We start from the raw sequence: 12,581 nt of genomic DNA on the forward strand, positions 1-12,581 counted from the left end.
CGGGCGCTCAGAGGTGGCCGTCCAGGAACTTCCGTACCTCGGTGGTGGTCATGGGCCCCGTGCCGTGCGCCACCACCTCTCCCTCCTTCAGCAGGACGTAGGACGGGGCTCCGGTGATCCGGTATCGCTCGGTCGCAGCCGGGCAACGTGTGATGTCGGCGCGGACGGCCGTCAGGAGGCCCGCGTAGTCGTCGGCGACGCCACCCACGACGAGGTCCATCGCCCGACAGGGCTCGATTGCCTTGGGCCATGTACCGGTGAAGTATGCGAGGACCGGAACTACGCTCATCCCGAGGATGAAGTCGAACTCGGCGTCCTCACGGGGTCGGTGAACCCGCTGCGCCATGGAGACTCCTGACCTCGCGTCCGTCATTACATCCCCATCATCCCTCGCGCGGTGTGCCAGGCCGGCCCGGTCGGCCGCCCGGCCGACCCGTCGGAAGCAGGGCACGTCCCGGGACTCTGTCTGGGCTTCCTGGACCGCTCGTGGACGCGGTCATGGACGGTCGACGTACGCATCAGCCGGCCCGGAGACCTACCGCGAGCGTCAGTTCAAGGACCCGGTGTGGCGATGCGAGATCCGGAAACAGCTCCCGCAGCTGCGACATCCGGTACCGCACGGTCTGGGGATGGACGAACAACGCCGCCGCCACCTCGTCCCGTCTGCCCTGGTGCAGCAGCCACGCCCGCAATGTCTCTTCCAGCCGTTGTCCGGTCGCGACGGGCACGGTCCGCAACGGTGCGAGAGCTCGGGCACGCAGGTCTGCGTACGCCTCCTCGTCGGCGCTCAGCACCAGCTCGGGCAGGTGGTCCTCGGTGTCGCGAATATCGGAGGAGAGGGAGCGCGCGCGTACGGCTCGTGCGTACGAGGCGGACGCACGAGTCCATGGCCGGGCCGGGCCGACCACGGCGGTGCGGTCGGTCAGCTGCCGCAAAAGATGTGGTCGGTCGGCGTCGGGGACGAGCAGCACACCGGTGGCGTCCGGCAGATCGTCGAGGACGAGGGTGTTCGGGTCGAGCGCGCGGTAGGCGGGCCGGGCCTGGGCGGCGGGCAGCAGGACCGCGGTCAGTGCAACCGGAGGCTGCCAGCCGGCCCGTTGACCAGAGGCCCGCAGCACGTCCGGGCCCGCGCCGGCGAGGAGGTCGCGGGCCAGGTGTTCCAGGTGGCGCTCGTGGGCCCTGCCCCGAGCGGCCAGTTCGTCGGCGTGGCCCGCCGCGCTCGCGGCGGAAAGCTCGTCGATGTAGGCGAAGGTCAGCTCGGCGAACTTGGCGACGTCGGCGGCGGGCAGACCTGCGGGTACGGCACCCGCTGCCAGGCATCGCCAGGCCACGCGGGCGCCGACGCGGTAGGCGCTGAGCAGGGCGTCCATCGAACGGCCGTCGCGCACCTCGCCGCGGCCCAGCTCGTAGGCCGCGTCGCCGGCGTCGCCGCCTGTGGCGTTCCCGCTCGCGAGGTCCAGGTAGTGCCCCAGGGCGGTGCGGACGGCTCGGCGGATGGTGGCGCCCATGCGGCCCGACAGAGCGTTGGCGTAGGGAGGGACCTCGTCGATGATCGCCTGGACGACCTCGTCGGCGGTGCTCCTCAGCGCGCCCCGAAGCGCGGTGACCGTCGTCTCATCCAGGGCCAGTTCGCTGGCCTTCCTGATTGCATAGCTCATTTTTTGTTCCCTGCGAACAATTCCGCCGACCAGATTCACGTCCTGCGGTCAGGACTTTACGCCTTGAGGCGCATCAAGCTGAAGTCATGACGAGTGCAGCCCTTCGCAGCAGGGCGTGGAAAATGCTGGAGACGGTCACGACGCCACTGCTGCCGTCGGACTACCTCGACCTGGTCAGCCCGCTGCGTGCGGGCGCTGACCTGCGTGGGCGCATCGAGGCCGTGCACCCCGAGACGCGTGACGCCGCGACCGTCGTGATCAAGCCGGGACGGGGCTGGCGCGGCCACACAGCCGGTCAGTACGTGCGGATCGGGGTCGACGTCGACGGGGTGCGCCTGTGGCGTGCCTACTCCATCACCTCGCCGACCGACCGTCAGGACGGCCGCGTCACGATCACCGTGAAGGCGATCCCGAACGGCAAGGTCAGCAACCACCTGGTCCGCAGAGCGAAGCCGGGCACGCTGATCCAGCTCGACCAGCCGACAGGCGACTTCGTGCTGCCGCGGGCCAAGCCCGCAAAGGTGCTCTATCTGACGGCCGGCAGCGGCATCACGCCCGTGATGGGCATGCTGCGCGACACCGAGTTCGACGATGTCGTCATGGTCCACTGCGCGCCACAGCCGCACGACGTGATCTTCCGCAACGAACTGCACGAGCTGGTCGCGGACGAGAAGCTGCGGCTCACCGAGGTGCACACCGACACGGACGGCATGCTCGACATCGCCCGTCTCGACGAGCTCGTGCCCGACTGGGCCGAGCGGGAGACCTGGGCCTGCGGGCCCGCGGGCCTGCTCGACGCCGCCGAAGAGCACTGGACCGAGCACGGCGTCCAACAGCGCCTGCACACCGAACGTTTCCGCCCCAGCGTCGTCGTCACCGGCGACGGCGGCGAGGTCACGTTCAGCGCCACCGGCAAGACCGTCGACGCGGACGGCGCCACGCCGTTGCTGGACATCGGCGAGGAGGCCGGCGTGCTCATGCCCTCCGGGTGCCGCATGGGCATCTGCTTCGGCTGCGTCACGCCGCTCAAGGCGGGCGCCGTCCGCGACCTGCGCACCGGCGAGATCACCGAGGCCGAGCCGGGCGTCCTCATCCAGACCTGCGTGTCCGCCGCGGCGGGCCCCTGCGACATCGAACGGTAGGAGCACCTTGACCGCCATCGACCCCACCGCCCACCTGACCGCGGAGCAGATCGAGGAGCTCGGCCGCGAGCTGGACGCGATCCGCGACGAGGTGATCGCCGGCCGCGGTGAGAAAGACGCCGCCTACATCCGCAAGGTCATCTCGGTGCAGCGCAAGCTTGAGCTTGCCAGCAGGGGTGTACTGCTGTTCTCGATCTTCCCGCCCGCGTGGCTGCTCGGCACCGTCGGACTGTCCGTGGCGAAGATCATGGACAACATGGAGATCGGCCACAACATCCTGCACGGCCAGTGGGACTGGATGCGGGACCCGAAGATCCACTCCACCACCTGGGAGTGGGATCACGTCTCGCCGTCCGAGCAGTGGAAGCACTCGCACAACGAGCTGCACCACACGTACACCAACGTGATCGGCAAGGACAACGACCTCGGCTACGGCATCATGCGCGTCGACGAGGACCAGAAGTGGCACCCGTTCCACCTCGGCCAGCCGCTGTGGAACTTCCTCAACGCCTGCTTCTTCGAGTACGGCATCGCAGCGTACGACCTGGAGCTCGGTAAGAACCTGCACAAGCGCCGCCGCAACAACCCGGAGTTCCGCGCACGGGCCAGGGCCGTGGGCCGCAAGATCCGCAAGCAGGTGCTCAAGGACTACGTGATCCACCCGCTGCTGTCGGGCCCGTCGTTCCTCAACACGCTCGCCGCCACGTTCACCGCGAACCTGGTCCGCAACATCTGGACCCACTCGGTCATCATGTGCGGGCACTTCCCCGAGGGCGTGCAGGTCTTCGAGCGCCGGTCGATCAAGGGCGAGACGCGCGGCCAGTGGTACCTGCGCCAGATGATGGGCTCGGCGAACATCAGCGGCAGCAAGGCCATGCACTTCATGACCGGCAACCTCTCCCACCAGATCGAGCACCACCTGTTCCCGGACCTGCCGAGCAACCGGTACGCCGAGGTCGCGGTGAAGGTGCGCGCGCTGTTCGAGAAGTACGAGCTGGAGTACGTCACCGGGCCGCTGCCCAAGCAGGTGTTCTCCGCATGGCACAAGGTCTTCCGGCTCTCGCTGCCGAACAAGAAGCCCAAGGCCAAGACGCCGGACCGCGAGCAGGAGCTCGTCGCGGCCTGATTCCCGGGACTGGGCCAGATCTCTCGGCCGTACCGGCGACACCGCCACGGTCGGTGAGATCCGTTGCGGACGGTAGGAGGCGGATAAGTTCACCGTGGTGTGTCCGTGGCTGGTGTGTCCGTGGCACTTCTGGAGGGGGCACCGGTGGACGTCGTCGCGATCATGGAAGCACTGGCTGAACAGGGGATAACCGTGCTGTTCAAGGCTGATGCCGAGCGGATGGCAGACAGGCGCAAGCCCTGGACGTTCGTGGCCAGTGGCGCCCCGTTGCGTGGCGACATCCTCGTGCGTACCGATGCCGCGTCGGCGGAACAGTGCCTCGAAGCCTGCCTGCCACGCCTGCGTGAACTGGGCTTTTATTTTCCCGAGTGACGAGCCATGTCAGCTGGAGTAAAGCGACAACTCACCGCGTGTGGTCACCGGGACGTAGCGGCTCCAGGTGCCTCCGGCTTCGGTGACCAGCCGTGTAGCTGTCTTGTCGTGGTAGCCGAGCGCCTTCGCGATGACGGGGGCCGGCCAGATCAACCGGCACCCGGGCGATCCGATGGGCGCGAGCGACCGGAAGCGATGCCGCAGGCAAGCGGCGGGGCTTCGAGGACCGCGTCTGCGCGCCCACCGGGACGGCGTGTCAGACCATGGCGAGCCGGTCAACCAGCAACTCCATCCTCCGCTCAGCTTCCGACGACGGCAGCCGTCCCACCCGTGTCAGCGTCGCCAGCCCGTGCAGGGCCGCCCAGAACACCTCGGTGAACAGTCCCGGATGTACGTCGTCCCCGGCGACCTCGCCCAGGCTCTCCAACAACGCGGCAAAAGCGTCCTTGAGAGGTTCCGGGGTGTCCTCGCGCGCGAAGGCCAGACCGCCGTCGAGCTGGAACAGGGCGTCATAGACCGCCGGATTGCGTGCGGCGAAGTCGAGGTAGGCGCGGGCGAGGGCGGTGACCCGCGCGCGCGGGCTGTCCGCGGCGGCTGCCGCGGCCCGCACCGCCGCGGCCAACTCGGTGGCGCCTTCGAGGGAAACGGCGCCGATGATCTCGCGCTTGCCGCGGAAGTGGCTGTAGAGGACGGGCTGACTGTATTCGATGCGCTCGGCGAGCCGACGTGTGGTGACCGCGTCCCAGCCCTGCTGCTCGGCGAGTTCGCGGGCTGTCGCCACGATGAGGCGCTCGCGGGCCGCCCGTTCGCGCTCCTTGCGTTCTTGTACCGACATGGCTCGATCCTAGCACCGCTAGACAATCAAGCGGCAGCAGGTCTAGCGTTGCTTTGTCATCTAGCGACACTAGATTCTCGAAGGGGTTGCAATGCTCAACGCACTTGAGGTCTTCACCACCGTGGTCGTCGGCCTGATGGTGGGGGTGGAGTTCGCCGTCGCCTTCGTCATGAACCCGATCCTCAACGCCCTACCAGAGGACAGCCGCCAACTCGGCCACGCCCACGGAGGCCGGATGCTCGGCGCCCTGATGCCGTTCTGGTACATCGGCTCGCTCGTCCTGAGCGCACTCTGGGCCATCGCCGGATGGCACCAGCACGGCGCCGGCCTGGTCGTCATCGCGGCCGCGCTGCTGATCCTGAGCGTGGTCATGTCGCTCCTGCTGCTCGTCCCGATCAACAACCGGAACAAGACGTGGACCCCCGAAAACCGGCCCGACGACTGGCAGGAGCAGATGAACCGCTGGCTCCGCTTCCACTACATCCGCGTCGCCGTCATCATCGCCGCCTTCACCCTGCTCGTCGCCGCCCTCGCCTGATCCCGCAGACCGGCACCAGGCTGCCGGCGCACCATCCCCAGCCTCCGAGCGGCAACGGGCCACCAAAATCCCGACATCGGGGAATGCGACCCTGCCCGCCCGCTGCCACGGAGACCCCGCAAGTGCGATCCCGACGAGCTACGCCCCAGTATCAGCCCCGGCGCTACCCGATGCTCCGCGATCTTCGCCGGTCATCCGGACGGAGTTCCCCGGCGGGTTGCCATGTCACACCATCAGCAGTTCATGACAGCCCTCGATGCGCTGGACCGCGCTTTCGCCTCTGATAGGCCGTTCCTCGTCGGTGGTACACGTACCGCCGTCTCGTCCCGCGCATCGCCCGCCCCCCTTGTCGGCGGTCAGCACAATCACCCCAGTCCGGTGTCCAGCAGGGACACTCTCGGTCTCATCACCGTCGCCACTGATAGCTTGCGCCCCTGGCTGGAGGCGGTATTGGTCGGCAGCCCACGCCATGACAGCGACCAGACGCCGTCGACCGCGTTCAGGTCTGGCGCGTACAAGGGCAGTTGCATGATGGTGAGCCAGTCGTGGGCAGCCGCGTACACGCGCATTCCCGCGGTGCGATCACAGCGGCCGCGCCTCCGCTGTCCGCGAGACCGTCACCGAAGGCGCCGAGAAAGGCGGGCAAGCCCGCGCGCTGGCCCTGACCGGGTGTGTCGAGGCCGCCCGGCAACATGCTCTGCGCCACCAGTGGGCCGGACTCTCGCCCCCGGACGGACAAGAGGGCCGCCTGGTCGCACCGCAGGGACCCGGGCAGCCGACTGCCCGGCAATGGCCGGGGCAGCGAGGCGGCCGTCCCAGGGGTTGGCCACGAAGTTGCATGGCCAGGCTCGGCCGCCGAGCACCGGCCGGGCGTTATGCGGTCGTTGCGCGATACCCACAGCACTTTCACACGCGACCTGCGCTGAGGCGTGCGGCGGCGGAGACCCGATGCGGTGTCGTCTGCTGGAAGGGTTTTGTGGTGATCGCCGTAGCTGTTCTGCTACTGCCGGCTGTGGCCGTGCTGCTGTACGCGATGGACCGCCTGGAGGACGGAATGCGGCGCGGGGCGTCCACTAGACGTCACGCCCGCGGCAGGCATCTTCGACTGGTGCACAGCAGCATCGGCCGGCCCGGCTCCCGCGAAAGCACACGCAGGCAGGGCGCGGGCCGCGAAGTTGCATGACGCCCTGATGCCCTGATGCCTTGACGCTCCGGCCGCAGGATGCGGGCGGCGCCGGGGAGAGGCGGGGCGTTCATGCACGGCGCGTAGTGATCGTGTCCCGGTTCCCGGGTGACCGCCGGTCCGTCCGGCACTGCCACCGGACACCTGTCCGCGGAATCGGGCGAGCCCTTCGTATGGTCGCCACGGCGCGGACGGCGTCGAGGAACTTGCGCCAGGCCGCTGTGACCAGCCTGCCCTTGGGGTCAGCGGCGCGAACGGTGTCCGGGTCTTCGACAGGGGTGTCGGGAGGACTCCCTCGCCCACCACGACACGACCGGGGAATGGTGAAGCGCCCACGGCGTCTCTCTCGGCTTCGACGAACGCCCGGTGGAGGCTTCGCGCCTACCACGGCGCTGCCTCGGCACTACCTCAGCAGGACACGCGGCCCGGACAGGTCCTTGCTCCTGAGCCGGTTCCGCAACCCGACACGTTCGGCAGAGCCCTGACGGACTGCTCGCGTCTACCCTCACTTGCATGACGACCGATTGGACGGCAGAACACCAACGCATCGCTCGGGGGCGGCGCTTTGGTGAAACCAGTCGTCCGCCCGCGAGGCAGGTCGCCTCCCCGCCGCCGCTGTCCGAAGCGGATATCTGCGAAGCGGAGGCGGAGTTGGGCATCGCGTTCCCGGACCAGTACCGAGAGCACTTGCTCCGGCAAAGCGCCGGCGGCGCGGTGAACCGCCTGTGTCGATCCGCGGCAGGTTGGGGCTGGTATGGGGACTCAAGCACCAACTACGACTTGCTCACTACTGACTTCCCGCATCCCGACTCCTACCGTGCTTACGAGGATGAGCTGGACGCGCGCGAGCCGCAGACGCAGAACTTCCCGGACCAGAACGCCTACCAGGCGGCATGGGAGCAGTGGGACGCTGAGTACGGGGTGTTCCAGGAGCGCAAGACGTCCGGCGCTGTATTCATCCAGGACAACGGCTGTGGTTTCTCGACCCTGCTCGTTGTCACCGGTCCGCACCGGGGCTCACTGTGGTTCGACGGCCGGGCCACCTGTGACCGGATCCTTCCTCTGAACCTGGGGGGCCAACCCGTGTCGTTCATGGACTGGCTCGCTCGAAGCTCCATGAATCTGGTCCACTGGTAATCCCTGCCGGGCCCACCGGGCGGAGCCTGCCCGGCAGCCCGATCGCAAGACCCTCGAATCAACCACCGACGGTCACTCGATCAGGCAAGTCGCGGCCACGTCGTAAGCGGTCCACTCCTTCCAGACTGGGTGCAGGCGGCGGCGTCCGGCGAGCCAGGCCATGGTCCGCTCGATCACTTAACGGTGACTGTCCAGCCACTCGGAGGACTCCATGCCCTTGCGGGCGTTGCGGTGCTGGATGCCTCGTTCGCGGAGCCATTTCCACAGATAAGCGTAGTTGTGACCCTTGTCGCCGTGGTGCGCGATGTGCGCTGCCACTTCGGGGCTGCTGGCCGCCCGCACGTCCCTGGCACGAACCGCGAGGCGGCGTCGCGAAGCGCGGGCGGACGCGCAGTGAGACTCGGCGCGGCACGAAGACAGGCGAACGGGCCCCGACACCGGGCGACTGTCGACCGCCCTTGCCCGGGCCGAAATCGCGACGACCGCCATGGCCACGATCTTCATCGCCTGGCCCCGCGAGGGTCGTTCACCGCGTTGCGCCCGCCCAGCCGCGAACCAAGTGTCGCGGGGCCCACAGCAGAGAACGGCTTCCGGATTCCACAGGCTGCTCGGTGTCTGCACGAGCACTGGGAAGTCGAACGGCCCGGACAGGAGGGTTCCGGCCGCGAAACCAGCGGTCAGTGCGACTGCCGCGCCTCGTACTCCCCCGCCGCACGACGCGCTCCCCCGCCTCGCGTCTGTCTGTACGTGTCAGCCGGTCTTGTCAGCGGTCAGGGCGACGTCCAGGTGTGCGAGCAGCGTGTCGAGCACGGCCAGTTGTTGCGGTTCGAGCATGCCGAAGGACTGGCGGAGTACGTGCGTGCCCGCTTCCTCCGCGGCTGCCAGTGCCGTGCGGCCCGTCTCGGTGAGGGAGACGGTCTTGCGGCGGCGGTCCTCGGGGTCGCCGCTCCGGGCGACCATGCCGAGGCGCTCCAGGCCTTCGACGATCTGCGTGACGGAGCGCGGTGCCTGGCCGAGGGATGCGGCCAGCTCCGCCTGGTGGAGCGCGCCGCGGCCGGCCAGGGCCTGAAGGACCTTGGTGCGGGACAGGGACAGGCCGGCGGTGGCCAGCATGCGGTGGTCGACCTGTTCGCGCAGGGAGTACGCGAGGGTGAGGAAGGACAGCCCCACCTGCTCCGGGGCGCTGCCCGTAGTCGTTGATTCGTGCTGCTCCATGGTTCGGGTATCCTCGCACAATGTAATCGTGAGGTACCTCATGAAAGGAGTGGCGAGATGGATCGTCCCGTCGCCGTGATCACCGGAGCCACCTCCGGACTGGGCCGCATCGCCGCCTTCGAGCTGGCCCGCCGGGGCTACCGCATCGGCACCGTGGCCCGTTCCCGCAGCAAGGCGCAAGCCCTCGTCACCGACCTGAAGGCGGTGACCGACGAGCCCGTCGACGTCTTCCACGCCGACCTCGGTCTGCTCTCCGAAGCCCGCCGCGCGGGCGAGGAGATCGCCGCGTACTACCCGCGTCTGGACGTCCTGGTCAACAACGCCGGCCTCCACGCCTTCGCCCAGCGCATCACCGCCGAGGGCCTCGCGGACATGACGGCGGTGAACTACCTCGGCCCGTTCCTCCTGACCGAGGCACTGACGGCGAAGCTCGGCGCCTCGGCGCCGGCCCGGATCGTCAACATCGCCTCCGAAGCGGCCCGGCAGGCGAAAACGATCGCCCCGGCCGAGGACCTGCGGCGCACCGAGCCCTACACCCGCCGGGAGTCGATGCCCCTGTACGGGCGCACGAAGCTGATGACCATCATGTGGACGCAGGAACTCGCCCGCCGCCTGGACGCGGACAAGGTCACCGTGAACTGCTGCGACCCCGGCTTCAACGCCACCGGCCTGGGCCGGGACCTGCCCGGCTCCGCCGTCCTGCAGCGGATGCTGAACACCCTGAGGATCGGCGATCCCCGCAAGGGCGCCGGCATCATCGTGCGGCTCGCCACCGACCCGGCGCTCGCGGGCACCACCGGCGGCTACTTCTCCGCCCGCGGCGCCCGCCCTCTGCAGTGCCCCGAGCCCGGCCGGGACCCGCGCGTACAGCGGGAACTGTGGGACGCGACCACGGCGCTTCTCGCCGCCCACCCGGCCGGCTGAGACCCGGACACCCGCCTCAAGGAGGACACCGACCGGTACCGGGGTACCGCCCCGGGCGCGGATTCGTCCTCCAGTAGCTCTTTTCGGCCGCAGCCGACTCCTACGTTCATGGGCGGGGCCTGTCGGGCTCGCCCTCACACATCCGTCTTTCTCCTGGTGGGAGTAATTTTCGTGGCCACCCTTCTCTACCGGCTCGGCCGGCTCGCCTTCCGGCGGCGCCGGCTGGTGCTGCTGGCATGGATCGCGATGCTCGTCGCCGCGGTCATCGGCGTCAGCAGCGTGTCGGGCAGTACGACGGACGACTTCACCCTTCCCGGAACCCAGTCGCAGCAGGCCATCGACCTGCTGGAGAAGGAGTTCCCGCAGGCCTCGGCCGCCGGCGCCGCGGCCCGCGTGGTCATCGAGGCTCCGGACGGGCAGAAGCTGACGTCCGCCGCGCACAAGCAGGAGGTGGAGTCCCTGGTCTCCGACCTGCGCAGGGCACCGCAGGTGGCGAGCGTCACCGACCCCTTCACCGCAGGCCTGGTCAGTTCCTCGGGCAGCATCGCCTACGCCCAGGTGACCTACGCCGTCCCGCAGGCCGACATCACTCCCACCGCGTCGGACGCCCTGCACGAGGTGGCGGACAAGGGTGAGAAGGCGGGCCTGCACGTCAGTCTGGGCGGCAACGCGGTACTGGAGGAGGAAGAGAGCAACGCCGCCGAACTGATCGGTCTGCTGGTCGCCGCCTTCGTCCTGGTCATCACCTTCGGTTCGCTGGTCGCGGCCGGACTGCCTCTGTTGTCCGCGATCGTCGGTGTCGGTATCGCCCTGTGTGCCATCACCGTCGCCTCGTCGTTCGTCGACATGGCCTCCAACGCGCAGACCCTGGCGCTCATGCTGGGTCTGGCGGTGGCCATCGACTACGCCCTGTTCATCGTCTCGCGCTACCGGACAGAGCTGCGCGAGGGCCACGAGCCCGAGGAAGCCGTCGGGCGTGCTCTGGGGACCGCGGGCTCGGCGGTGGTCTTCGCCGGTCTGACCGTCGTCATCGCGCTGGCCGGTCTGAGCGTCATCGGTATCGCGATGCTCACCACCATGGGCCTCGCCGCGGCCTTCGCCATCACCGTCGCCGTGCTGGTCGCGCTCACCCTCCTGCCTGCCACGCTGGGCTTCACCGGTACCCGCGTGGCCAACGGCCGCCTCAGCACGCGCCGCGTGCGGGCAGAGCAGCACGGCCGGCGTGTCACGACGGGCGTTCGCTGGGGCCGCTTCGTCACCCGCCATCCCTGGAAGATGCTGCTGGCGTCGGTCGTCGGCCTGGGCGTGCTGGCCATCCCGGCACTGTCGCTGCGGCTGACCCTGCCCGATGACAGCATGGCCGCCCCCGGCAGCACCCAGCGCGTGGCCTACGACACGCTCAGCAGGGGCTTCGGGCCGGGCTTCAGCGGCCCGCTCACCATCGTCGTCGACGCTCGGGACAGCGACGGCGCGAAGACCGCGGCCACGGCCACCTCCGCCATGCTGGACGGCCTCGACGACGTCGCCGCCGTACGGCCCCCGGTCTTCAACGAGGCCGGTGACGTCGCCCTGATCACCGCGGTGCCGAGCAGCCCGCCCACCAGTCAGGAGACCGTCGACCTGGTCGCCGACATACGCGACCGGAGCGGCGCGGTGGAGAAGGACAGCGGCACGCAGGTGATGGTGACCGGCACGACCGCGCTCAACATCGACGTCTCCGCCAAGCTCGGCGAGGCGATGGTGCCCTACCTGGCCATCGTCGTCGGCCTCGCGCTGATCCTGCTGCTCCTCGTGTTCCGGTCGGTCCTGATCCCGATCAAGGCCGCGGCCGGCTTCCTGCTCAGCGTCGCCGCCACCCTCGGCGTGCTGGTCGCCGTGTTCCAGTGGGGCTGGCTCAAGGATGTCTTCGGCGTCGACGAGACCGCCCCCATCGTCAGCCTGCTGCCCATCCTGCTGATCGGCGTGGTCTTCGGCCTGGCCATGGACTACGAGGTGTTCCTCGTCTCCGGCATGCGCGAGGCGTACGTCCACGGTGCCGGCCCCACCGAAGCGATCGTCACCGGGTTCCGCCACGGCGCCCGCGTGGTCACCGCCGCCGCCATCATCATGATCTCCGTGTTCGCCGGGTTCCTCCTCGACGACATCGCCCTGGTGAAGTCCATCGGCATGGGCCTTGCCACGGCGGTCCTCTTCGACGCCTTCGTCATCCGCATGACCCTCGTCCCCGCGGTGATGACCCTGCTCGGCGAACGGGCCTGGGCGCTTCCCCGCCGGCTCGACCGCCTCCTGCCCGACGTCGACGTGGAAGGCGAGAAGCTCCGCCGCGTACTGGCCGAACGCGACCGGCACGCACGCATCCCCGTGCGGAGCGAACAGGAGCCGACGGCGCCCGCGCCCCTCAGGTAGGCACTCCCCCGGCACACCCCGACCCCGCCCGCCGGCCCCCATCCC

Annotated in this window: 13 protein-coding genes; 7 read left to right on the top strand and 6 right to left on the bottom strand. The window is 69.2% G+C overall.

Annotated elements, in window-relative coordinates; all coding sequences use genetic code 11:
- Positions 1 to 7: 7 nt before the first annotated feature.
- Together ACH4DZ_RS00265 and ACH4DZ_RS00270 are read right to left on the bottom strand one after the other, a co-directional pair.
- Positions 8 to 346, bottom strand: a complete 339-nt coding sequence (locus ACH4DZ_RS00265; RefSeq protein ID WP_398284607.1) for a thioredoxin family protein — start codon at positions 344 to 346, stop codon at positions 8 to 10.
- A gap of 172 nt (positions 347 to 518) precedes the next feature.
- Positions 519 to 1,658 carry a PucR family transcriptional regulator gene (locus tag ACH4DZ_RS00270; RefSeq protein ID WP_398284608.1) on the bottom strand — a complete coding sequence of 380 codons (1,140 nt, stop codon included), beginning with the start codon at positions 1,656 to 1,658 and terminating at the stop codon, positions 519 to 521.
- 86 nt (positions 1,659 to 1,744) lie between these two features.
- Between ACH4DZ_RS00270 and ACH4DZ_RS00275 the strand changes: the two genes are divergently transcribed.
- The 3 genes from ACH4DZ_RS00275 (at position 1,745) to ACH4DZ_RS00285 (ending at position 4,298) form a co-directional block, all read left to right on the top strand.
- Complete coding sequence (locus ACH4DZ_RS00275; protein ID WP_398284609.1) at positions 1,745 to 2,800, top strand: ferredoxin reductase; 1,056 nt, start codon at positions 1,745 to 1,747, stop codon at positions 2,798 to 2,800.
- A 7-nt stretch (positions 2,801 to 2,807) separates the two neighbouring features.
- Positions 2,808 to 3,926, top strand: a complete 1,119-nt coding sequence (locus tag ACH4DZ_RS00280; RefSeq protein ID WP_398284610.1) for a fatty acid desaturase family protein — start codon at positions 2,808 to 2,810, stop codon at positions 3,924 to 3,926.
- Between the two features lie 120 nt (positions 3,927 to 4,046).
- On the top strand, positions 4,047 to 4,298 hold the full coding sequence (locus tag ACH4DZ_RS00285) for a hypothetical protein (RefSeq protein ID WP_398284611.1): 252 nt from the start codon (positions 4,047 to 4,049) through the stop codon (positions 4,296 to 4,298).
- 9 nt (positions 4,299 to 4,307) lie between these two features.
- Here ACH4DZ_RS00285 and ACH4DZ_RS00290 read toward each other — a convergent pair whose 3' ends face one another.
- Both ACH4DZ_RS00290 and ACH4DZ_RS00295 read right to left on the bottom strand, forming a co-directional pair.
- Entirely contained in the window at positions 4,308 to 4,451 is a 144-nt protein-coding gene (locus tag ACH4DZ_RS00290; RefSeq protein WP_398284612.1) for a hypothetical protein, read from the bottom strand.
- 103 nt (positions 4,452 to 4,554) lie between these two features.
- Positions 4,555 to 5,133, bottom strand: a complete 579-nt coding sequence (locus tag ACH4DZ_RS00295; RefSeq protein ID WP_398284613.1) for a TetR/AcrR family transcriptional regulator — start codon at positions 5,131 to 5,133, stop codon at positions 4,555 to 4,557.
- A 91-nt stretch (positions 5,134 to 5,224) separates the two neighbouring features.
- Here ACH4DZ_RS00295 and ACH4DZ_RS00300 point away from each other — a divergent pair, with 91 nt between their 5' ends.
- Both ACH4DZ_RS00300 and ACH4DZ_RS00305 read left to right on the top strand, forming a co-directional pair.
- Positions 5,225 to 5,671, top strand: coding sequence for an anthrone oxygenase family protein (locus tag ACH4DZ_RS00300; protein ID WP_398284614.1), 447 nt, complete (start codon positions 5,225 to 5,227; stop codon positions 5,669 to 5,671).
- A 1,696-nt stretch (positions 5,672 to 7,367) separates the two neighbouring features.
- Complete coding sequence (locus tag ACH4DZ_RS00305; protein ID WP_398284615.1) at positions 7,368 to 7,991, top strand: SMI1/KNR4 family protein; 624 nt, start codon at positions 7,368 to 7,370, stop codon at positions 7,989 to 7,991.
- A 177-nt stretch (positions 7,992 to 8,168) separates the two neighbouring features.
- Here the strand turns inward: ACH4DZ_RS00305 and ACH4DZ_RS00310 are convergent, their stop codons facing one another.
- Positions 8,169 to 8,309, bottom strand: coding sequence for a hypothetical protein (locus tag ACH4DZ_RS00310; RefSeq protein ID WP_398284616.1), 141 nt, complete (start codon positions 8,307 to 8,309; stop codon positions 8,169 to 8,171).
- Between the two features lie 432 nt (positions 8,310 to 8,741).
- Entirely contained in the window at positions 8,742 to 9,206 is a 465-nt protein-coding gene (locus ACH4DZ_RS00315) for a MarR family winged helix-turn-helix transcriptional regulator (RefSeq protein WP_398284617.1), read from the bottom strand.
- Between the two features lie 57 nt (positions 9,207 to 9,263).
- Here ACH4DZ_RS00315 and ACH4DZ_RS00320 point away from each other — a divergent pair, with 57 nt between their 5' ends.
- Positions 9,264 to 10,130: an SDR family NAD(P)-dependent oxidoreductase gene (locus ACH4DZ_RS00320; RefSeq protein WP_398284618.1), complete on the top strand. Its 867-nt coding sequence runs from the start codon at positions 9,264 to 9,266 to the stop codon at positions 10,128 to 10,130.
- Positions 10,131 to 10,301: 171 nt separating this feature from the next.
- Positions 10,302 to 12,536, top strand: coding sequence for an MMPL family transporter (locus ACH4DZ_RS00325; RefSeq protein WP_398284619.1), 2,235 nt, complete (start codon positions 10,302 to 10,304; stop codon positions 12,534 to 12,536).
- The last annotated feature ends 45 nt before the right edge of the window (positions 12,537 to 12,581 follow it).

Source organism: Streptomyces sp. NPDC017991 (assembly GCF_044328075.1).
GTDB lineage: Bacteria > Actinomycetota > Actinomycetes > Streptomycetales > Streptomycetaceae > Streptomyces.